Annotated in this window: 22 protein-coding genes; 16 read left to right on the top strand and 6 right to left on the bottom strand. The window is 60.6% G+C overall.

Annotated features, from left to right (window positions below):
- Positions 1-105 precede the first annotated feature (105 nt).
- The 4 genes from dnaN to gyrB all read left to right on the top strand — a co-directional run bounded on the left by dnaN (position 106) and on the right by gyrB (position 5,398).
- Positions 106-1,224 (top strand): DNA polymerase III subunit beta, encoded by a 1,119-nt coding sequence (gene dnaN / locus KJP30_RS14160; protein WP_218449909.1) that lies wholly within the window; start codon positions 106-108, stop codon positions 1,222-1,224.
- A 32-nt stretch (positions 1,225-1,256) separates the two neighbouring features.
- A complete protein-coding gene (recF, locus tag KJP30_RS14165; protein ID WP_218449910.1) occupies positions 1,257-2,360 on the top strand; it encodes a DNA replication/repair protein RecF in 1,104 nt (367 codons plus the stop codon).
- Positions 2,353-2,868: a GNAT family N-acetyltransferase gene (locus KJP30_RS14170; protein WP_246594563.1), complete on the top strand. Its 516-nt coding sequence runs from the start codon at positions 2,353-2,355 to the stop codon at positions 2,866-2,868. The genes recF and KJP30_RS14170 overlap by 8 nt, the downstream gene beginning before the upstream one ends.
- A 112-nt stretch (positions 2,869-2,980) precedes the next feature.
- Positions 2,981-5,398 (top strand): DNA topoisomerase (ATP-hydrolyzing) subunit B, encoded by a 2,418-nt coding sequence (gene gyrB / locus KJP30_RS14175; protein ID WP_218449912.1) that lies wholly within the window; start codon positions 2,981-2,983, stop codon positions 5,396-5,398.
- 141 nt (positions 5,399-5,539) lie between these two features.
- On the opposite strand, the gene KJP30_RS14180 is transcribed toward gyrB, so the two are convergent.
- Positions 5,540-6,448, bottom strand: coding sequence for a LysR family transcriptional regulator (locus KJP30_RS14180; protein WP_218449913.1), 909 nt, complete (start codon positions 6,446-6,448; stop codon positions 5,540-5,542).
- An 82-nt stretch (positions 6,449-6,530) separates the two neighbouring features.
- Between KJP30_RS14180 and KJP30_RS14185 the strand changes: the two genes are divergently transcribed.
- Positions 6,531-7,361 carry a nuclear transport factor 2 family protein gene (locus tag KJP30_RS14185; RefSeq protein ID WP_218449914.1) on the top strand — a complete coding sequence of 277 codons (831 nt, stop codon included), beginning with the start codon at positions 6,531-6,533 and terminating at the stop codon, positions 7,359-7,361.
- 15 nt (positions 7,362-7,376) lie between these two features.
- Complete coding sequence (locus tag KJP30_RS14190; RefSeq protein WP_218449915.1) at positions 7,377-7,886, top strand: hypothetical protein; 510 nt, start codon at positions 7,377-7,379, stop codon at positions 7,884-7,886.
- A 141-nt stretch (positions 7,887-8,027) separates the two neighbouring features.
- Here KJP30_RS14190 and KJP30_RS14195 read toward each other — a convergent pair whose 3' ends face one another.
- Both KJP30_RS14195 and KJP30_RS14200 read right to left on the bottom strand, forming a co-directional pair.
- The gene (locus tag KJP30_RS14195) at positions 8,028-8,420 is read right to left on the bottom strand and encodes a nuclear transport factor 2 family protein (protein WP_218449916.1); all 393 of its coding nucleotides are present in this window, start codon (positions 8,418-8,420) and stop codon (positions 8,028-8,030) included.
- Between the two features lie 21 nt (positions 8,421-8,441).
- On the bottom strand, positions 8,442-9,605 hold the full coding sequence (locus KJP30_RS14200) for an MFS transporter (protein ID WP_218449917.1): 1,164 nt from the start codon (positions 9,603-9,605) through the stop codon (positions 8,442-8,444).
- Between the two features lie 108 nt (positions 9,606-9,713).
- Here KJP30_RS14200 and KJP30_RS14205 point away from each other — a divergent pair, with 108 nt between their 5' ends.
- The 6 genes from KJP30_RS14205 (at position 9,714) to KJP30_RS14230 (ending at position 15,980) form a co-directional block, all read left to right on the top strand.
- Positions 9,714-10,616 (top strand): LysR family transcriptional regulator, encoded by a 903-nt coding sequence (locus tag KJP30_RS14205; protein WP_218449918.1) that lies wholly within the window; start codon positions 9,714-9,716, stop codon positions 10,614-10,616.
- A gap of 216 nt (positions 10,617-10,832) precedes the next feature.
- Complete coding sequence (locus KJP30_RS14210; protein WP_218449919.1) at positions 10,833-11,942, top strand: sugar ABC transporter substrate-binding protein; 1,110 nt, start codon at positions 10,833-10,835, stop codon at positions 11,940-11,942.
- Positions 11,943-12,001: 59 nt separating this feature from the next.
- Positions 12,002-13,540 (top strand): sugar ABC transporter ATP-binding protein, encoded by a 1,539-nt coding sequence (locus KJP30_RS14215; RefSeq protein ID WP_218449920.1) that lies wholly within the window; start codon positions 12,002-12,004, stop codon positions 13,538-13,540.
- Entirely contained in the window at positions 13,540-14,505 is a 966-nt protein-coding gene (locus KJP30_RS14220; protein ID WP_218449921.1) for an ABC transporter permease, read from the top strand. Before KJP30_RS14215 ends, KJP30_RS14220 begins: the two co-directional genes overlap by 1 nt.
- Entirely contained in the window at positions 14,502-15,485 is a 984-nt protein-coding gene (locus tag KJP30_RS14225; protein ID WP_218449922.1) for an ABC transporter permease, read from the top strand. The genes KJP30_RS14220 and KJP30_RS14225 overlap by 4 nt, the downstream gene beginning before the upstream one ends.
- Positions 15,486-15,491: 6 nt before the next feature.
- Positions 15,492-15,980, top strand: coding sequence for a cupin domain-containing protein (locus KJP30_RS14230; protein WP_218449923.1), 489 nt, complete (start codon positions 15,492-15,494; stop codon positions 15,978-15,980).
- Here the strand turns inward: KJP30_RS14230 and KJP30_RS14235 are convergent.
- Positions 15,959-16,834 (bottom strand): LysR family transcriptional regulator, encoded by an 876-nt coding sequence (locus KJP30_RS14235; protein ID WP_218449924.1) that lies wholly within the window; start codon positions 16,832-16,834, stop codon positions 15,959-15,961. The genes KJP30_RS14230 and KJP30_RS14235 overlap by 22 nt on opposite strands.
- A gap of 187 nt (positions 16,835-17,021) precedes the next feature.
- Between KJP30_RS14235 and KJP30_RS14240 the strand changes: the two genes are divergently transcribed.
- From KJP30_RS14240 to KJP30_RS14255, 4 genes are all read left to right on the top strand, one after another.
- Entirely contained in the window at positions 17,022-18,089 is a 1,068-nt protein-coding gene (locus KJP30_RS14240) for an SDR family oxidoreductase (protein ID WP_218449925.1), read from the top strand.
- Positions 18,090-18,133: 44 nt separating this feature from the next.
- A complete protein-coding gene (locus tag KJP30_RS14245) occupies positions 18,134-18,937 on the top strand; it encodes an SDR family NAD(P)-dependent oxidoreductase (protein WP_218449926.1) in 804 nt (267 codons plus the stop codon).
- Between the two features lie 12 nt (positions 18,938-18,949).
- Entirely contained in the window at positions 18,950-19,357 is a 408-nt protein-coding gene (locus tag KJP30_RS14250; RefSeq protein ID WP_224874215.1) for a cupin domain-containing protein, read from the top strand.
- A 72-nt stretch (positions 19,358-19,429) separates the two neighbouring features.
- Complete coding sequence (locus KJP30_RS14255; protein ID WP_218450171.1) at positions 19,430-20,566, top strand: S-(hydroxymethyl)glutathione dehydrogenase/class III alcohol dehydrogenase; 1,137 nt, start codon at positions 19,430-19,432, stop codon at positions 20,564-20,566.
- Positions 20,567-20,575: 9 nt separating this feature from the next.
- Here the strand turns inward: KJP30_RS14255 and KJP30_RS14260 are convergent, their stop codons facing one another.
- Together KJP30_RS14260 and KJP30_RS14265 are read right to left on the bottom strand one after the other, a co-directional pair.
- Positions 20,576-21,100, bottom strand: coding sequence for a hypothetical protein (locus KJP30_RS14260; protein ID WP_218449927.1), 525 nt, complete (start codon positions 21,098-21,100; stop codon positions 20,576-20,578).
- 111 nt (positions 21,101-21,211) lie between these two features.
- Entirely contained in the window at positions 21,212-21,652 is a 441-nt protein-coding gene (locus tag KJP30_RS14265) for a rhodanese-like domain-containing protein (protein ID WP_218449928.1), read from the bottom strand.
- Positions 21,653-21,818 lie beyond the last annotated feature (166 nt).

Consider the following 21,818-nt stretch of genomic DNA (forward strand, 5'->3'; position numbering starts at 1 on the left):
TTGACGCCTTGGCAAAAGCACAAGACAAATCGGTAAAAACCGGCTTGGAGTGTCAGCCAGCAGGCGCTAGGCTGCGCCTCCCGGCGTTGCGGAGAGGGTAGGTCGATGAAATTCAGCATGGAACGGGCTGCGCTGTTGCGCGCGGTCGCGCAGGCGCAATCGGTGGTGGAGCGGCGCAATACCATCCCGATCCTCGCCAACGTGCTGATCGAGGCAGAGGGTGAGAATGTCACCTTCCGTGCCACCGATCTGGATATCGAGGTTCTGGACCGCGCCGTTGCGCAGGTCGAAAAGGCAGGTGGCACCACGGTGTCCGCCGTCACGCTGCATGAAATCGTCCGCAAGCTGCCCGATGGCGCTTTGGTGACGTTGACCGCTGATTCCGGCGCTGGGCGTCTTTCGGTTTCGGCGGGTCGGTCGCATTTCTCGCTGGCGACCCTGCCCAAGGAAGATTTCCCGGTCATGGCGACCTCGGAATATGAATGCAATTTCAGCGCCAAGGCCGAGGTTCTGCGCCGTCTCTTTGACAAGTCGAAATTCGCAATCTCGACCGAAGAAACGCGCTATTACCTGAATGGCGTCTACATGCATGTGGCAGACGGCGAGGACGGCAAGGTGTTGCGCTGCGTGGCGACCGATGGCCACCGTCTGGCCCGCATCGACGCGGCTCTGCCCGAAGGTGCCAGCGATATGCCGGGCGTGATCGTGCCGCGCAAGACCGTGGGCGAACTGCGCAAGCTGCTGGATCAGGACGACATGGACATCGCGGTGTCCGTTTCGGAAACCAAGGTGCGCTTTGCGACGCCGGACATCACCCTGACATCAAAGGTGATCGACGGGACATTCCCGGATTACACGCGCGTCATTCCGCATGGAAACACCCGCCAGATGGAGGTGGACGCCTCGGAGTTCGCCAAGGCGGTGGACCGTGTGGCCACCGTATCCTCGGAACGTTCGCGCGCGGTCAAGATGCAGTTGGACGAGGATCGCCTTGTCCTGTCGGTCAACGCTCCCGACAGCGGAGCCGCCGAAGAAGAACTTGCCGTGGCCTATGGCGATGAGCGGCTGGAGATCGGTTTCAATGCGAAATACCTACTGGAAATCGCCAGCCAGGTGGATCGGGAAAATGCCGTCTTCCTGTTCAATTCGTCCGGGGATCCGACCCTGATGCGCGAAGGTGGCGATTCCAGCGCGGTCTACGTGGTCATGCCCATGCGGGTCTGAGGCGAGACGGTTTCGCCGAACTCTCCTGACGCATGTCGCTTGCCCTTACCCAGCTGACCCTGTCGCATTTTCGTTCGCACCGGCGGGCATCGGTTCAGGTCGATGCCCGGCCCGTGGCGATTTTCGGGCCGAACGGCGCAGGGAAAACCAACCTGATCGAAGCGGTTTCGCTGTTTTCTCCTGGGCGCGGCCTGCGCCGGGCCTCTGCCGCTGAGATGGCACGCCGACCCGAAAGCCTTGGCTGGAAGGTCACCGGGCATCTAAGCGGCCCCGAGGGCGAAAACGAGATCGCCTTTACCTCGGAAGAGGGCAGCGCGCGCAGCGTCACCATCAATGATAAATCCGCCAGTCAGATCGCGCTTGGGCGCATTTCACGCTGTGTCTGGTTGATCCCGTCGATGGATCGCCTGTGGATCGAGGGCGCCGAGGGGCGGCGGCGGTTCCTTGACCGTTTGACCCTGTCTTTCTTTCCCGATCACGCGCAGGCGGCGCTGGACTACGAAAAGTCGATGCGGGAACGCAACCGCCTGTTGAAAGACGACGTGCGGGATGCGCATTGGTATCTGGCGCTTGAGGTGCAGATGGCGCGCGCCGGCGCTGTTCTGACAGCGAACCGGCAAGAGGCGCTGGCACGGTTGCAGGCCGCACAGGACGCCGCGGAAACCGCCTTTCCCGCCGCCGAACTAGAGTTGCAGCAATCCGAGGGCAGCCTGCCCGCCAGCGAGGCGGACCTGAAAGAGGCCTTTGCCGAAAGCCGGTTTCGCGACCGGGCAGCGGGCCGCACGTTGGTCGGACCGCATCGGACGGACCTATACGGGGTGTTCGCGGCCAAAGGGGTTCCGGCGGCTGACTGTTCCACTGGCGAACAAAAGGCTCTGCTGATCTCGCTGATCCTGTCGAATGCGCGGGCCCTGGCGCAGGATTTCGGCGCGGCGCCGATCCTCTTGCTGGATGAGGTCGCGGCCCATCTGGACGCAAACCGCCGCGCCGCGCTTTATGATGAAATCACGGCTCTGGGCGCGCAGGCCTGGATGACGGGCACGGGGCCTGAGTTGTTCTCTGAACTGGGCGACCGTGCGCAGTACCTCGAAGTCACCGATGATGCTGGCGAAAGCCGCGTTGACCGCCATGATTGACTGTATCGCGGAGCCGGATCTGTCCCTTTTGGATGAGGCACGGATTGCGGATCTGTTGCGCCGGTGTTTTCCAACGGATTTTGGGGGGCGCAGTTTCTATCAACAAAGGCCCCACATGCGGCTTGTCTGGCGCGACCGGCAGATCCTGTCGCATCTTTCGCTGTTCCTGCGGGCCATCCGCCTTGGCGATGAGTTGGTCGACGTGCTGGGGATCGGCGATGTGGCGACGGCGCCGGATGCGCGCGGCTGTGGGCATGCCACGGCGCTGCTGGATCACGCCGTGCACATGCCAGGCCGCGCGCGGTTTGCGATCCTGATCGGAGATCGGACCCTGTACGACAGGGCCGGGTTCGTGGCGCAAAGCAATCCGTTCCGTCACCTCCGGATCGAAGGCGCGCGAACCGTCGAAATCACCGACCAGACCAGCCCGTTCCTGCGCGTCCGTCCGCTTGCCGACGGTGCATGGCCCAAGGCCGAGAGGGTCGATTTTCTGGGTCCGCTTTTCTGACACAAGAACGGGCGGAATCGGCGGGCGTCAGCTTACCAAATATTGTGTCTGTCGCGTGACAATCCCCCGCTAAACCTCTATAACTTGGGCCAAAATAACGAAGGATCAGGCAATGTCCGACCAGCCCGCGGCGCCGAATGAATACGGCGCCGATTCCATTAAGGTTCTCAAAGGCTTGGAGGCGGTGCGCAAGCGCCCCGGCATGTACATCGGTGACACCGACGACGGCTCGGGCCTGCATCACATGGTCTATGAGGTCGTGGACAACGGCATCGATGAGGCGCTGGCCAAACACGCGGACTATGTCCACGTGAAAATTCACGCAGATTCCAGCGTATCGGTGCGCGACAACGGCCGGGGTATTCCCGTCGACATACACGCCGAGGAAGGCGTTTCCGCGGCCGAGGTCATCATGACCCAGTTGCACGCCGGGGGTAAGTTCGACAGCAATTCCTACAAGGTGTCCGGCGGTCTGCACGGCGTGGGCGTTTCGGTCGTGAACGCGCTGTCCGTCTGGCTGGAGCTGCGCATCTGGCGCAACGGGAAAGAGCACTACGCCAAGTTCGAACACGGCGAGACATCGGAGCATCTGCGTGTTGTAGGTGAGGCCGAAGGTGAGACCGGGACCGAAGTGCGTTTCCTTGCCTCGACCGATACGTTCTCTAACCTCGAATACAGTTTCGAAACGCTGGAAAAACGTCTGCGCGAACTGGCGTTCCTGAACTCTGGCGTGCGCATCATCCTCGAAGATGAACGGCCGGCCGAACCGTTAAGGACCGAACTGCACTACGAAGGCGGTGTTCGCGAGTTCGTCAAATATCTGGACCGGCACAAGCAATCCGTGATGACAGAACCGGTCTACATGGAGGGCGAAAAGGACGGCATCGGTGTCGAGGTCGCGATGTGGTGGAACGACAGCTACCACGAAAATGTGCTGCCCTTTACCAACAACATTCCCCAGCGGGACGGCGGGACGCACCTTGCCGGGTTCCGGGGTGCGCTGACGCGGACTTTGCAGAAATACGCGCAGGAAAGCGGCATCGCCAAACGGGAAAAGATCAACTTTACTGGGGACGACGCGCGTGAGGGGCTGACAGCCGTTCTGTCGGTCAAGGTCCCGGATCCGAAATTTTCCAGCCAGACCAAGGACAAGCTGGTTTCCTCCGAGGTGCGTCCAGCCGTCGAAGGTTTGATGAACGAAAAGCTGTCCGAGTGGTTCGAGGAGCACCCGAACGAGGCCAAGCAGATCGTCGGCAAGATCATCGAGGCTGCTCTGGCTCGTGAAGCTGCGCGCAAGGCCCGCGAACTGACCCGCCGCAAGACTGCGATGGATGTCAGTTTTAACGCGGCCAAGCTGAAGGATTGCTCGGAAAAGGATGCGTCCAAGACCGAACTGTTCCTGGTCGAGGGTGACTCGGCAGGCGGATCGGCTCAGACCGGTCGGGACCGGCGCAATCAGGCGATCCTGCCGCTGCGCGGCAAGATCCTGAACGTGGAACGTGCGCGCTTCGACCGGATGCTGTCCAGTCAGGAAATCGGCAACCTCGTGATGGCGCTGGGCACCGGTATTGGTCGGGATGAGTTCAATATCGAGAAACTGCGCTATCACAAGATCATCATCATGACCGATGCTGACGTCGACGGTGCGCACATCCGGACGCTCTTGCTGACGTTCTTCTACCGGCAGATGCCTGCGCTGATCGAAGGCGGCTATCTCTATATTGCGCAGCCGCCGCTGTACAAGGTCGCGCGGGGCAAATCCGAGGTCTATCTCAAGGACCAGACAGCCTTGGACGATTACCTGATCCAGCAAGGGATCGAAGGTGCGCAACTGCGGTTGGGTCATGGAGAGGTCATCGTCGGGCAGGATCTTGTCCGCGTTGTCGACGAGGCGCGCCAGCTCAAGCGCGTGCTGGATGCCTTCCCCACGCATTACCCGCGCCACATCCTGGAACAAGCGGCCATCGCCGGCGCCTTTGTGCCGGGGGCGGTGGATGCAGACCTGCAAGGCGTGGCTGACAAGGTCGCCGCCCGGCTGGACCTGATCGCGCTGGAGTATGAGCGCGGCTGGATGGGCCGGATCACGCAGGACAAGGGCATCCGCCTTGCGCGTATCCTGCGCGGTGTCGAAGAGGTCCGTACGCTGGACGGTCCGATGCTGCGGTCGGGTGAGGCGCGCAAGACAGGATCGTTCACCGAAAGCCTGCAAAATGTCTACAACAGCCCGGCGGTTCTGGAACGCAAGGAGCGTCGGCAGGTGATCCAGGGCCCGCTGGACCTGTTGAAGGCCATCCTTGATGAGGGCGAGAAAGGCCTGAGCCTGCAACGCTACAAGGGACTGGGCGAGATGAACCCGGATCAACTGTGGGAAACCACGCTGGATCCCGACGCGCGCACCCTGCTGAAAGTCACCATCGACGACATGGCAGAGGCGGACGATCTGTTTACCAAGCTCATGGGTGACGTGGTCGAACCGCGCCGCGAGTTCATCCAGCAAAACGCGCTGACGGTCGAGAATCTGGATTTCTGATCGTCTGGAAGATTGCGCATAATCCTGCGCGATCCCCAAGAGTTTGCGCGGCCGCGGTGATCCGCGGTCGCGTTTTCGGTTCGGCCTTGTACTTGCGGGCAGAGGGCTGCTGTGACGCAGCCGTTCACTTGAAGCTAGGTGTCAGGCCTCACCGCTGGTCGCCCCGGTCCGTTGAGCCAGGAAGTTCCTGAGCCAGCGATGCCCGGGGTCTGGATCATGCGCGCCGCTCCAGACCATATACAGCGACAAATTCGGCAAGCCGAGCGGCGCGGGAACATGCGCGAAATCTTGGAACAGGCCATTGGCAAAACGCTGGGGAAGCGTTGCAACAAGCGGCGTGCCACGCATCATCGTGGGCAGATGTTCGAAGCTCGAAACAATGAGACCAATCCGACGGTTTACTCCTCGCGCTTCCAAAGCACGTTGAACATTGGTTCGGGTGTTCCCGTCCCGGGAAACCACCGCGTGTTGCGCGGTGGCGATGGCCTCGATGCTGTTTGGCGGTTCGATCTGCTCTGGGTCAAAAAAGATGGCGTAGGAATCTTCAAACAGCTTTCGTTGCTTCAGGCCCCCGGTCTCGGGCACATAGGGTGAAAACAGCATGTCCCACTGACCATGCAGTTTCTCGACGGCATTGGGATTGTCGATATCATCGACATGCAAAACGATGCGCGGGGCCTCTTGGCGAAGAGCTTGGTGTCGATCGGCCAACAGTCCGAAAATTTCGTAGGCTGTGGCCGCAATCCGAAAGGTTCGCGTGCTTGTTGCTGGATCAAAACGCGCCGGGGTCGCCAAGGCTTCGAATCCGGGCAGCATGTCGGCGCAATAGGCGGCGGCCTCATCTCCGCGGGCCGTTGCCGCCATGCCAGCGCCTTGTCGCACGAAAAGCGGGTCTGAAAAGGCGCGCCGCAGTTTCTCTAACCCATAACTTGCCGAAGACTGGCTGATTTCCAACTGTTCGGCGGCGCGCGAGACCGTACCAAGATCTTTGAGTGCGAGGAGCAGGCGCATGTCCTGAACACTCAATGCCATGAAATCGGATTTTCCCATATAGTCTATCTATAGTTTCAGATTTTTAGATGCAACGAGAGGTGCGATATCGGGTCCGTCCTTAACCCGATGGAGAAGACACATGTTGAAACAGCTGATTGCCGCGGCTTTCGCGACCATGATCGCGATGCCGGCCTTTGCTGATACTGATCGCATTGCCCACAACAAACAGGCCGCAGTCGCACTGCTCAAAGGTTTCTACGGCGGCAAGCCGGAAGTCATAACCGACCTTGTCGATGACGTTTATATTCAGCATTCCGCTGCCGAGGACGGCCGGGACGCGCTTGTCGCTGTCGTGACCAAAGGCCGTGACGAAGGTTGGTTGAACGAAGAGGTCGCTGCGAAATTCAGCCCCAGCCGTGTCATTGCCAACGAAGAGTATGCCGCTGTTCACTATCTCGATGAGGGCGAAAATCGGGTCTACATCGACATTTTCCGCTTTAACGACAACGGAAAGATTGGCGAACACTGGGACCATTCCCAAGAAAACAGCGGACCGAACAAATCCGGGCGCGACATGGTCAGTGGCCCGTCTCCCAAACCCACATCGCCTGAGATCGAAGTGGCAAACATGGCCACAGTCAAGCGGGTCTATGACGACTATTTTGGTAAGGGCGACGTCTCGATCCTGCCGGATATCATCAACGATCTATACATCCAGCACAGCAGCCCGAATGGCGAAGATGGGTTGGACTTCTTTGCCGGGCTGGTCGATCGTTTCGGCGGTCCGTTTGAAAACACCGTTCACAAGATCTTTGCCGAAGGCGACATGGTCGTCATCCAAGGCGAATACCCCGGTTTCAACCTGGCCTCGATGGACGTCTTTCGCCTCAAAGACGGAAAGATCGTGGAACATTGGGATGTTATCGGGCCACTCCCTGAAACGCTTCCGCATGACAACGGTCATTTTTGATTGGCCGAGAGGTAGATGGACATGAAACTGTTTGCCCAGATCGCTGCCATCCTGACCTTCGTTTCCTCGCCATTGCTGGCGGAACGGACGGAAGGAGGCGCGATGCTTATCACCAACACATACGAAGACAGCAGCACAGGCGGCGAACTCTATTGGACGCACAGCACCTTCGCCAGACTGGCGGACGGCGTGGAATTGCCCGGCTACATCGCCCTGTACGACGTAGATGTTTCGCTAGAGCGAATCCGCTTCACATGGGTCGAGACGGATTTTTCCAAAGAAGTCGGGGGCGTGCTGCCAGAAGGGCAGTTTGATCGGAATTACTTTACGATCGAATTGCCGGAGGGACAAAAGATCACCGCGGTCACTTTGGACCCCGGATCAGAACTTCCCGAAGGTTCCGCTTTGCCGACGGCACGGGTCATCTCGAACAACATCGTGTTGACCGAGTTCGGCCCGGGCGTGAACCGGATCGTCGGGTTCAATCCTGAATTCACCGTAACGCTCGGCCCGGTTACAGAGTGACTGTTGATCGCGCCTGCCCTGCCTGTGGGCGGCGCTAATCCCGCGGCCAGAAAGGGCATCGACCGCCCCCGGTTGATCGTCTGAGCGATCTGCTGAGGGCATAGGGCTGGGGCGCCTTCGGAAACACGGCGCCCCGACCTTTCACACGACGGGTCGTCCGCTTGCCGCAGCCGCGGGAACAGCTTCGCGGACATCCCAGTGTTCCGCGAGTTTGCCGTCCGCGATGCGGTAGATATCCACAACTGCGGTGCCGTTGTACTCTGCTGAAACTTTGAAAAGACAATGGGTTACAACCATGTCGCCTTCGGCAATGATGCGGGCAATCGTAAACTGCCCGTCGGGCATGGTTTCGGCGTAAAAGCCGCGCAAGAACCCCTCTAGTGCGCTTCGGCCATCGGGCAGGTTCGGATTGTGCTGCTCGTATCCCTCATCGACAAATTCAGCCAGCCGGTCAAACGCTTTGCGGTTCCAGATCGTGTCCACGAAGGTTTCGACAAGGGCCTTGTTTCTGAGAGAGTTGTCGGGGTTGGTCATCTTTGAGTCCTTTGGCAAGTGTCAGGATTTGATGTCTGCGTCTGTCGCTGGAGCAAAGTCTGCTGCCCCACGGCCAGAGAAGAGGAAGCTCGCCAGCGCCGCCGCCGAGAGCAGAGCCGAGAAGACAGGCAGGCTTTGTGATGAGAAAAGCGTAAGGATGGTCCCGCCAAGGGCGGCACCCGCAGCCATCCCGAGGTAGAGGGCCGAGGCGTTCAGCGCGAGAATGGTGTTCGACGCCGCCGGTGCCAAAGAAACAAGCCGCGCCTGTTGCGGCGCCATCATCAGCGTCCCGAAAGCGGCCCAGACACCCAGGATCGCAAGGGACAGCAAGCCACCGCCGGACAGCAGAAGGAACGCACCGAAACTGCCGATCAAGCCGGCAAGACTGAGCAGGATCAGCTTGTCGTGGCCAAGAACCGAAATCAGCCGCGTGGCGAGCACATTCCCCAGAATACCGCCGGCACCAAAGATCATGAGGGCAGCGGGCAAATATTGCGGCTGTATGTTCTGCGTATTGGTGAGATAGACGCCGATCACCGCGTAGGTCACGAATTGCGCGGCCATTTGCAGGAATGTAACCGCGATGGCCGGTCCTTTTGTCCGGTCAAGAACCAGGTTGGCCAGCGTGCGCATGTCCGGGCGGTTGCCGTATGAGCCTGCTGGCAGGGTTAGCCTCACGGCGACGGCCACAGATGCCGCCAGTGCGCCGATCACGATCAGAACCATGTTCCAACTCAGGAATGTGCCCAGCCATGTGGCCATGGGGACGCCAAGAACCGTGGCAATGGTCATTCCGCCAAAGACGATCCCAAGCGCCGTGCCACGCTGGCCATCTGTCACAAGGGCAGCCCCTGCGGCCGAAGCCATCGGTCCCACAAGCGCCCCGCCCAAGGCCATTGTGACGCGGGACACGGCGAGAACGGCGTAACTGGCCGTCAAGCCGCCGACGATTGATCCAAAGGCTATCAAAGCAAGGCCAATGACCAGAAGGCTGCGACGGTCCCGGTCGCCGACCAGCATCTGCGAGACCGGCGCCGCCACGGCATAGGTCAGCGCGAAGAGAGTGACGAGCTGCGCAACGGCTGCAACCGGCACGTCCAGCGACGTGCTGATCGGCGCTGCCAGACCAACCACAGCCAATGACGACACGCCAAGGATGAAATAGGCGCTTGAGAGCGTGAGCAAGGCTGATCTTGGCAAACAGGTCATTGGGGGCCTCCGAAATCTGTCCCCAAAATACTGCTGCCAAGGCAATCGTTCTAATCGATAGATAGTATTGCTATCATCCAACAGATGGATATTCGCCAACAAGACATCGGCCTTCTGATGGCGCTGGACGTGCTGTTCGCCGAACGGAATGTGACGCGCGCGGCCGCTCGCATGAATCTTAGCCAGCCTGCCATGTCCGCACAGCTCGCGCGGCTCCGGGACTTGTTCGGGGATCCGCTATTGATCCCATCCGGTCGAACGATGATCCTGACAAGCCGCGCCGAAGCCTTGAAGGCTCCGCTTTCGCAGGCGCTGGCGGATCTGTCCGCGGTCTTGCAAGAAGGGCAAGGGTTTTACCCGTTTACCTCGGCCCGCGTCTTTTGCATCGCCGCATCTGATTATGTCCATCGCACCGTGACGCTGCCCGCGCTCAGCTGGCTTGCGAAAACCGCGCCGAAAGTGCGGATCGCCCTTTTGCCCTTGGACACGGCAAGATCGTGGCACGCGCTGGAACAAGGGAAGGTCGACCTGCTGATCACATCGGATCGGTTGACGCCTCAGGATGCCAAGGCGCGCAGGCTGTACACAGAGAGTTTTGTCTTTGCACAGCGCATGGCCCATCCACGCGGGACCTGCCTGCCGTCACTGGATGAATTCTGTAGCCTTGACCACGTCCTTGTGTCCCCGGAGTCGGGTGGGTTCAAAGGAGCGACCGATGAACAGCTTGATGCGTTGGGGCGGTCGCGCAATGTCGCGGTTTCGGTCCCGTCCTTCCTGCTTGCCCTCCCGCTGTTGCAGACATCTGATCTTGTCGCTGTGCTGCCAAAGCGTCTGGCCCAATCGCCGGACGTAGAATTGGCCGCCTTTCCCTTGCCTTTCGAGGCGGTCAAATTCGACATCATGCTGTCGTGGCACCCCCGAAGCGACAAGGACAGCGGCCACAAATGGTTGCGGGACAGCATCTTCGACAAGGATATGCGGGTGTAATTGCCCGGCGCGCAGGCGGCATGGCAATCCGAATACAGACCACCCCAATGCGGGCGCTATGACAAGCAGTCCGCCCCCTGTGAATTTTTTTCACAAATGACGCGAGAATTTGCTCCCTACTGAACAGGCGGGTTTCCAACGACCCTGACTCGCATCGCGGACATGACCGGCAGGAGGAGCCGGGCGCCGCAGATGATGTGGAAAGGGAGGAAATTCATGACAACGCTTGGAACCCTGTTGAAACGGGCGGGCACTGCCGCACTTCTTGCCGGACTCAGCCTGACTTCTGTCAATGCCGAGACCTATTTGCCGAACTGTTATATCCCGGCCGAGGGCAACGAAAAGATCATCCAATACGAGGCCAAGGAAGGGCCCTATCGCATCGCGCTGGTCAACGGGCACACCGGTATTCCGTGGCGCGAACAGATGATCCAGAGCGTTCGGGCATGGGCCAACCGCGCAGAGAACAAGGAAACCATTGGCGAATTGCGCGTGGTATCGACCGGCCCGGATGTGGCCACGCAGATTGCCGCCGTCGATAACTTTATTCAGGCGGGCTATGACGCCATCGTTTTCATCGCGGTGAACCCGACGGCCTTTGATGCGGTTGTGCGACGCGCAAATCGCGCCGGAACGGTTTTGGTTTCTTTCGATAACCCCGTCGACAATGACTCGATCCTGCGGATCACGCCGAACTGGGTCGACTTTGAAACCATCAAGGCCAAGTCGGTTCTGGCGCAGATGCCGGACAAGACGGGCCGCATCCTCGAAATTCGCGGCATTCAGGGCAATTCAACCGACCGCGATCGTCATGTCGGTGTCGAGCAGGTTCTGGCTGACTACCCGAATGTCGACGTGGTCGAAGTGGTCGGCAACTGGGACACTGGCACGGTGCAGCGCGTGACCGCCGATGCCTTTGCGGTTCATGGTCAGTTCGACGGTATCATCTGCCAGCACGGGTGCCGGGGCGTGACCAATGCCATGGCCGCGGCGGACCATCCGGCGGTGCCGGTCGGTGGAGATGCCGAGAATGGCTATGTCAAGGCGATGGCGGGCAATGGCATCCCCGGCATTTCGGTTTCGGTGTCGCCGGGCATGGGGCCACTGGCGGTGCGCGCTGCGGTTGCGCTGTTGCAGGGCGAAGCCTTCCCCTCGATGGCGAACCTGCCGATCCCGAACGTGGAAACCGCCGACATGGTCGCGGGCGTCCACTATTACCCGGACGAGCCGGATACCTTCGAGACCGTCACCGGCTATGCCACCTGCGGCGCCGATATGGTCTTTACCCCGGACGAACTGCGAAAGCAGTCGTACGCCAACGACTGATTGCCATCGCAAGGCTCCGGACCCTGTTTCGGGGCCTTTGCCATTGGGAGGACATAGCGATGGCCAAGACATCCGCATTTCTGAAACTTGACGGAATTAGCAAACATTACGGTGGCGTCTTTGCGCTGGACAACGTGCATTTCGAAGCCTCGAAAGGGTCGATCCATGCCATTCTCGGCGAGAACGGCGCGGGCAAATCAACCCTGATGAAATCGCTCGTCGGGGTGGTGCATCCAGAAGAGGGTCGCATCCTGCTGGACGGGCAGGAATTGCACATGCAGGGCGCCAGCGACGCCGCCCGGCACGGGCTGGTGTGTATCTTTCAAGAGCTGTCAATCGTGCCGGATCTGAACGTGGCGGCCAATATCTGTTTGGCGGATCCACCGCGCACGCGGCTGGGTCTGATCGACCGACGTGAACAGGCACGGCTGGCCCGTGCAACCCTGAAAGAGATGGGCGTCGGACTGGACATCGACGTGCGCAGCAAGGTGGCGGACTTGCCGCTGTCCAAGCGTCAGATCGTCGAGATTGCCAAGGCTGTTATCCGCAAACCCAAGGTTCTGATCCTTGACGAAGCCACATCGGCCCTGACGGCGGCGGACGTGGAACCTGTTATGGCTCTGCTGCGCCGCCTTCGCGACGAAGGCACCCTGATCCTGTTCATCTCGCACCGTATGCACGAGGTCGAGGCGCTGGCTGACACCTGTTCTGTCTTTCGGAACGGTGCACATGTGGAAACCTTTGCCACCGGAAGCCGCAGCGATGACGAGATCGTCCAGATGATGATCGGCAAACCGCTGTCCCAGATCTTTCCCGCAAAGCCGGGCGGGGTGCCCGAGGCCGCCCCTTATCTCGAAACCCGGGGGCTTTGCTGGAATGACCGGCTCAAAGGGGTCGATCTGGCGGTGCGCCCGGGCGAGATCGTCGGCCTTGGCGGGCTGGACGGCCAAGGGCAACAAGAGGTGTTGCAGGCACTGGCCGGTATCCTGCGCGGCGTAACCGGCGAGATCCGCATTGGCGCGCGTCGCGAGGTTCCCGACGGACCGCGCGGTGGCCTGTCCAGCGATTATGGCGTTGCTTTGGTGCCCGAGGATCGCAAGACGGGCGGTCTGTTCCTTCCGCAATCCATTGCCAACAACCTGACGGCCCCGATCCTAGACCGGATCAGCCCGCGCGGCGTTGTCAGTGAGACCCGCGAACAAGCCCTGATCGACGAGATGATACGGACCCTGCGGATCAAGGTCAGCAGTGGCGATCTTGCCGTTTCGACCCTGTCCGGCGGCAACCAGCAAAAGGTGGTCATCGCGAAATGGCTGGCGACACGGCCCAGGCTGTTGCTGTTGATCGACCCGACACGCGGGATCGACGTCGGCACCAAGCAGGAAATCTATCGCCTGCTGCGCGATCTGGCCGAGGATGGCTTGGCGATCCTGCTCTACACCACGGATTATGACGAGCTGATCGGTCTCTGTGACCGTGCGCTTGTCATGTACGACGGCCGGATCAACGCAGAGCTTTCCGGCCACCAACTCACCGAACAGAACATCCTGTCCAGCGCGCTCAACATGGGCGCCGGTGCAGAAGAAAGGGTGGCATGATGGCTCAGGGCTTTTTCAAAACACATGGGCGCGTGCTGTTCGCATGGGGAATCTTTGCGATCCTGATGGGGATTTTCCTGTCGGTTCATCCCCGCGGCGCGACGCTGGGCGTGTTCACCACCTGGTCGAACCAATGCGCGGCGCTGGCTTTGCTGGCCGTGGGTCAGACGATTGTCGTGCTGTCCAAGGGCATCGACCTGTCCATCGGTCCCATCATGGCGCTGACGAATTGCATCGCCTCGCACCTTGTCAACGGCAGCCCCTACGAAGTCGCCTTGGGCGTTCTGGCGGTTGTCGCGGTGGGTGCGCTCTGCGGGCTGGTGAACGGGTTGGTTGTCGTGGTTGGCAAACTGCAAGCCATCATCGCCACGTTGGCGACCGGCGCGATCTTTACCGGGCTGGCGCTCTTGGTGCGCCCGATTCCCGGCGGAGAGGTTTCCATCGCGTTGAGTGATGCCATGACGATGGACGTGTTCGGAATGGTGCCCTCGGCCATCCTTGTGATGCTGGGCGCGGTGGCCTTGTGGTATCCGATCCGACGCCACCCGATTGGCAGGTCCATCATCGCGGTCGGATCGTCCGAGGCCGCCGCCGAAGCCTCGGGGCTGAACGTCGCGCGGGCCAAGATAGCGGCCTATACGCTGGGCGGTGTCTTTGCGGCCTTTGGCGGATTGTTCATCGGGTTCCAAACCCTTTCCGGGGATCCGTCGATCGGCCTGACCTATACGCTGAACTCGATTGCTGCGGTGGTGATCGGCGGCACCATGCTGACCGGAGGCGCGGGCAGCGTCATTGGCTCTATCGCCGGGGCGCTGGTCCTGCGCACCATCGGCAGCCTGATCTTCTTCATCGGGCTGCAACCGCTGGCGCAACCGCTGTTCGAAGGCACCGTTTTGCTGATCGCGGTGGCCTTTGGCGCAACCCGTCTTTTGAAAATCAAGAACCGCATGGAGGTGTTCCAATGAGCAGCGCAGTCAACGACAAGCCGGCGGTCACATGGTCGCTGCCTTTCGACGGGCCGACGCGGTCCGTGTTCATTGCCATCATCGCTCTGATCCTTGTGGGCGGCGCCTTTTTCCCGCAGTTCTTCTCGCCCTACTATCTTGCGCAGCAAATGCAGAACGGGGCCTTTCTGGGCATCGTCGCGGCGGGTGCCATGGTGGTTATCCTGCTGGGGCAGATCGACCTTTCCGTCCCATGGACAATGACGGCGGCGGCAACGATTTCAACGGCAGTGGTCGGAGCAAATCCGCAGGCGGGCATCAGCGAACTGGGCCTGTTGGCGGGTCTGGGCGTCGGGGCACTGGTTGGTTTCGTCAACGGGTTCGGCGTTGCATTCCTTCGGATCCCGTCGATGATCTGGACGCTTGCCACCAACAATATCCTTTTGGGCTTGCTGGTCTATTTCAGCGGCTTCTACGCGCTGGCAAGCCAGCCCTCACCGGTGATGAGCGCGCTTGGCCAAGGAAAGGTATTGGGCTTGCCCGCCGTTGTATTGGTCTGGATCGCGGTTTCCGTGCTGACGATCTTTTTGCTCAAACGCACCGTCTTTGGCCGAAACGTCTATCTGGTGGGCACGTCGGAACCGGCGGCGTATCTCTCGGCGATCAATACGCGGCGCGTGACCATTCTGGCCTTTGTTTTTGCCGGGGTGATGAGCGCGCTGGGCGGCATGATGTTGGCCGGATACGCCGGCCAATCCTATCAGCGTATGGGCGATCCCTATTTGTTGCCCGGCATCGCGGCGGTTGTTCTGGGCGGCACCAGCCTGTTCGGCGGCACCGGCCGATATGCAGGAACCGTGGCCGGTGTGCTGCTGATCACGCTGATGTCCTCGATGCTGTCGATCATGCAGGCACCAGAGGCCGCCAAGCAGATCGCCTATGGTCTGGTCATCATCGTCATGGTTGGCCTGTACAGCCGCCGCGCAGCGAAAACGGGGTAACGGGTCATGCAAGTCAGAGTCACAAATGCCCCGAACGTCACACCTCCGGCCAACTGGCCGGAGGAACTGCAACAAGAGATATTGCGCAATGTCCGGAACGGTTGTGTCGGGCGCTACGTCCTGTCTGAAAACGCGCGCGTGCGGGTTTGGCGGCTGGACCTGGATCCCGGCGAGCGGCTGGGGTTTCATTGTCATGTGCTGGATTATTTCCATGTTGCCCTGACCGCCGGGACGGCACGGTCGCTGGATCATCACGGCAACGAAGACCGGTACAGCTTTGATCCCGGGCAGGTGAAACACGTCCAGTTTCAGGAAAAGGAGTTCCTGCTGCACGACCTGGAGAACGTTGGATCAGATCCGTTTTCCGTGCTGATCTGCGAACATCTGCGCAGCGCGAATGCGCCGCTGCCGATCCCCGATCATGTGCGGGTGAAACCGCGTCACATCGAAGAGGTTCATTGGGCTGCGGCGCTTCACAGCGCGTCGACCACGTAGTCGATAAAGACCCGGATCCGGTTGGCAAGATGCGCATGGTCGACGAACAGCGCCTGCACCGGCTCCGTATCGCCGGGGTTGAACGACTCCAGCAGGGGGATCAGCCGGCCCTGGGCCACGTCCGGTCCGATGTGGAAATCCGATAGCCGCGCAATGCCCACCCCGGCCAGTGCCATCTGGCGCATGGTTTCACCATCGCTGACGCGCAGATTGCCTTTCACCGCCTGATCCAGCCTTTCGGGTTCGCCGTGTTTGCGGCCATCGAAGGGCCAGATGTCGAGGCTGCGCTTGATGTTGAAGTTGAGGCAATTGTGCCGCTCAAGGTCGGTCGGGTGCTTCGGCGTGCCGAAACGGTCAAGATAGCTTTGCGAGGCCACCACCCGGCGTGGCGTTTCCAACAGCTTGCGGGCGCGCAGCGAACTGTCTGACAGATGTCCGGTGCGGATCGCGACGTCGGCACGTTCATAGATCAGATCGACCGGCATGTCGGTCTGGACAAGGTCCAGCGTGATGCCCGGATAGGCTTCGAGAAAGCCGGGAATGATCGGCATCAGGTAATGCTGGGCGAATGGGATGTTGGAATTGACGCGCAGGGTGCCACGCGCTTCTTCCGAGGCAGAGGACACCGCGCGTTCCGACTGTTCGATCTCGCTGACAATCATCTGGGCGCGGTCGAAAAAGATCTCGCCTTCGGGCGTCAGTTGCAGGCCACGGGTCGACCGCACGATCAGCGAGACACCAAGCCGTTCTTCCAACCGGGAGATCAGCTTGGACACGGCCGACGGTGTCAGCCGCAGCGCCCGCGCCGTGGCCGAAAAGCTGCCATGTTCGACCACGCGCACAAAGATTTCCATTTCTCCGCCGCGATTTATCATCCCGGTGCCTCCCCCTGACCACCATGTCCCACGCGCGGATCATACCCCATCCGGCTGTGAAAATAATTCACATTACGTTTGCCGCATCGCTTCTGTGAAGGGGTAATCTTCCGTGACACCTTCGCTGCAAGCCGCAACCCGCGGTTTCGAAAACGGAGGAGATCACATGTACGCCAAGCGCGCGCTAATCGTCGGGGCGACCGGCATTGTCGGCCTGAATGTCGCCGAACATCTTCATGCTCTGGGCGGATGGGAAATCCACGGCGTGTCCCGCAGGGCACCGCAGGGCGCATCCTATATCCACAGCCATCAGGTTGATCTGATGGATCACGACAAGGCGGTTGCGGCGCTGTCGCATCTGTCACCGACCCACATCTATTATTGCTCGTGGACGCTTGGCCAAGACGAGGACGACAACATTCGCCTGAACGGCAACATGCTGCGGACCGTTCTGGATGCTTTCAAGGACAAAGGCTGTGTCGAACATGTCGCGGTTGTGACCGGGACCAAACATTACCTCGGCCCGTTCGAGGATTACGGCAAGGTCACGCCCGTCACGCCGTTCCGCGAAACTGCGCCGCGTTTGGAAAAGAAGAACTTTTACTACGAGCTTGAAGACGTGGTGATGGAATACAGCGACAAGCACGGCTTTGGCTGGTCGGTGCATCGTTCGCATACCATCATTGGCTACGCGGTTGGCAACCTGATGAACATCGGGGCGACACTGGCAACCCATGCGTCGATCTGCAAGGCCACCGGCCAACCCTTCCGGTTTCCGGGATCGCCCACCGCCTATCGTGGTCTGAACGACATCACCGACGCACGTATCCTTGCCAAGCAGATCGTCTGGGCCTCGACCGAGCCGAACGCCCGGAACGAGGCGTTCAACGCGGTCAACGGGGATGTCTTTCGCTGGGAACAGCTGTGGCAGACCATCGCCGAATACTTTGACGTCGAAGTGGCGGAATATCCCGGCGAATACAACTCTCTCGAAGAGCAGATGAAGGACAGCGGCCCGGCCTGGGACAAGCTGGTCGAAGAGCACAATCTTCAGCGCAACCCGCTGAGCAAGCTGGCCTCTGCATGGCACAGCGATCTGGATCTCGGCCGTCCGATGGAATGCGTGCATTCGATGGCCAAATGCCGAGCGCTGGGCTTCGACGCATTTCAGGACACCGCGCAAAGCTTCATCGATGTGTTCGACCGTCTGCGGGCCGAGCGGATCATCCCCTGAACACGACCTGACACCGACAGACACATAGGGAGGAGGCTGTCACCATGACACAGGACCTGAAAGGCAAGGTCGCAATCGTGACCGGGGCCAGTTCCGGCATCGGGCTGGAAACGACAAGACAATACCTCGCGGCGGGCACCAAGGTGGTCGGCGCGGCACGCAATACCGCGCATCTGAATGACCTCGCCGGGCCGGACATGATCCGCGCCGTGGACGCGGACCTGACCCAGCCCGACGCCGCCGGGAAGGTGGTGCAGGCTGCGCTGGACAGTTTCGGGCAGGTCGACATCCTGTTCAACAATGCCGGCGCCGCACCGGGGCGCGACGGCTTTCTGTCCGTGACCGACGAGATGTGGCAGCGGACCTTTGATCTGAACGTCATGGGGTATATCCGCATGGCGCGCGCCGTGATCCCGGTGATGGAACGGCAGGGCAAGGGCGTGCTGGTGCATTGCGGATCAGAGGCGGGGATCAAACCGCATCCGTTGTTGCCGGATTACTCCGTGTCCAAATCCGCGATCAACATGATCTCCAAGATCCTGTCGCGGGATTTCACCCGGCGCGGCATCCGGTCGAATGTCGTGGCTCCGGCCCATATCCGAACCGAACTTTGGGACGAACCCGGCGGCTTTCTCGATTCACTGGCCGATCACTACGGTGTCCCGCGTGAGGATCGCGACGGTGCGGTTGCGGCCTTTCTTGAGGACAGCCAGCTTCCGGCGGGGCGGTTGGGCACGCCCGAGGACGTGGCCAAGGCCGTTCTCTACCTGTCTTCGGACATTTCCGATTTTGTCAGCGGCATTGTCCTTGGCGTCGATGGCGGCGTCGTGCCGTCACTGCAAACCTGAAAGGGGCGAGACATGAGCAAATTGACCAGCAATGACCAGATCGCCCCGGGTGCCGATTGGGATGACACCCGCAAGGCCGAACTGGAAACCAACCGGATGAACGGCCGCGTCGGTCAGGATCTGATTTCCGAAACCGAGGATGTGCGCGTATGGCGTCTGGCCCTGCAACCCGGCGAACGGGCGGGATTTCACCGCCATGTGCTGAACTACTTCTGGGTCGCTATCAACCCGGGCAAATCCCGGTCCCACTATGCAACCGGAGAGGTCCGGGACGCCGATTACAAGGCGGGGGACGTCATGCACTTCGAATTCGGTGAGGGCGAATTCATGCTGCACGATCTGGCCAATATCGGAGACACTGAACTGATCTTCACCACGGTGGAGTTCAAGAATTCCGCGAACGCGCCGCTGCCTGTCTGAGCGCCGTCAAAACTCTCCCCCTGCGCCCGGAGGCACCCCGCCGTCCGGGCCTTTTTCTGAAAGAAACCAATGCTGCGCACCCGTGCCGCCGTCGCCCTTGAGCCCGGCAAACCGCTAGAAATCATGGACGTCAACCTCGAAGGGCCGAAGGCTGGTGAGGTCCTTGTCGAAATCAAGGCCACAGGCCTTTGTCATACGGATGAATTTACCCGCTCAGGCGCGGATCCCGAAGGGCTGTTCCCGTCGATCCTTGGCCATGAGGGCGCGGGCGTTGTGGTCGAGGTGGGCGAGGGCGTCACCACCCTGAAACCCGGCGACCACGTGATCCCGCTTTACACGCCCGAATGCCGTGAATGCCACGCCTGCCTGTCGGGCAAGACCAACCTCTGCACGGCCATTCGCGGCACACAGGGACAAGGCCTGATGCCGGATGGCACTACCCGCTTTTCCATGCTCGATGGCACGCCGATCTATCACTACATGGGCTGTTCGACCTTCGCGAACCATACCGTGATGCCCGAGATCGCGCTGGCCAAGGTGCGCGACGACGCGCCTTTCGACAAGATCTGTTATATCGGCTGTGGCGTGACGACGGGCATTGGCGCGGTCATCAACACGGCCGGAGTCGAAATCGGCGCGACTGCGGCGGTATTCGGTCTTGGGGGGATTGGGCTCAACGTGATCCAGGGGTTGCGCATGGCCGGGGCGGACAGGATCATCGGTGTCGATCTCAATGACGACAAGGCCGGAATGGCCCGCAAGTTCGGCATGACGGATTTTGTGAACCCTTCGAAGTTGCCCGGCGGCCAGTCCGTCACCCAGACCATCATCGACATGACCAAGACGGAAAAAGATCCGTTTGGCGGTGTGGATTATTCGTTCGATGCCACCGGGAATGTGCAGGTGATGCGCGACGCACTGGAATGTTCGCACCGGGGCTGGGGTGTGTCCGTTGTCATCGGCGTTGCGCCTTCGGGGGCTGAAATCTCGACGCGACCGTTTCAACTTGTGACCGGACGGGTCTGGAAAGGGACCGCCTTTGGTGGCGCCAAGGGGCGCACCGACGTGCCGAAACTTGTCGATTGGTACATGGACGGCAAGATCGAGATCGACTCGATGATCACGCACAAGCTGACCCTTGACCAGATCAACGAAGGGTTTGACCTGATGCATCAGGGCAAATCCATCCGCGCCGTGGTCGAGTTCTGAGCGCGGGCGTCAGGATTCGTCGAAAAAGGCGGCAGGCAGGCGATCCCTGATCCCGTGAAAGAAGATGTCGATCTCTAACGCCAGTTCGACCTCAAAATCATTCAGCTCGGTGCCGCTCCACCGGTGCTGTTCAAGACGCGCCAGAAATCCTTGGCGCGTCTGCTCATCCCGTGGGTCCAGCGATACGGTTCCGGCGGCGCGCAGCATGTCGATCCGCTTGTGAACCTCGCGCATGGCGGAAAATGCCTCCATCATCACACGCATCAGGCGGGGTTCCGTGCGCCATGTCTGCCCGGCAAAGACCTCTTGCACGACGCGGTTTCCCGCGCCCAGACAATCATAGGCCACACAGCCCGCCAGCCCCTCTTGTGTCAGCCGGTCATGGATCGCGCAATCGTGGCCGGACAGGTTCCGGCAGGGTTCGCCCGGGTTCTTGTCGAACGCAAAATCCTTGCCCTTGTCAAAGGCCAGAGCCACACAGCACAGCGCGGCGCATTTCGAGCAATCGGTTTTCAGCAGGTCAGTCTGGGGCATTGTGGCTATCGGCTTTCGACGGCCCGCGCTGGGCGGGGCTTTGGGCCGCCGTATCCCGCGGATTGCCCGTGGAATGCAAGATCCGGTGCCGGGCAACGGACCTGTCTGGGCTCAACAGACGGTACAGCCCATGGCCTTGGTCGGTGCAACTACTTGGGCTTTGCCTTCGTGAGCCAGGCGGATCATACCGCCGGCCACGTCGATGATCTCACGGTTCAAATGGTCGGCCAGGGACCGTGCGGCGCTGCTGGACCGATTGCCAGAGCGGCACAACAGCAGGATCTCGTCGGCTCTAGCGATTTCATCGGCCAGAGCGGCAACGAAGTTCTCCGCCGACCGCCAGCTATGCAGGCGCGCGCCGATCAGAACGCCGGTTTGCTGCCATTCCAGCGGTTCGCGGATATCGACCAGCAAGCGGCCCGTGCGCGGTTTCAGATCGTCGGCAAAACGGTCTTGCGACACGGCTTTGGTCGGGGTGGCGCGTCCGAACAGGGCATAGGCGGACGTGGCGGTGGCGGCGGCAACGGTGCCAAACAGGACGCGGCGGCTCATCATGGGGTCCTCGAAGGGGCTTTCATTGGAAAATACATTCCCAATATGGAATGCGATGTGAGAAATGCCAAGGCCCGCGCATCGAAATAGGACCGGGCCAGAAAACCGACCCCGGGATCTCCTGAAATGCACCAACCCTTGCAGCCCTGAGAAAATCCGCCAATGC

The organism is Antarctobacter sediminis (assembly GCF_019218285.1).
Taxonomy (GTDB): Bacteria; Pseudomonadota; Alphaproteobacteria; order Rhodobacterales; family Rhodobacteraceae; genus Antarctobacter; species Antarctobacter sediminis.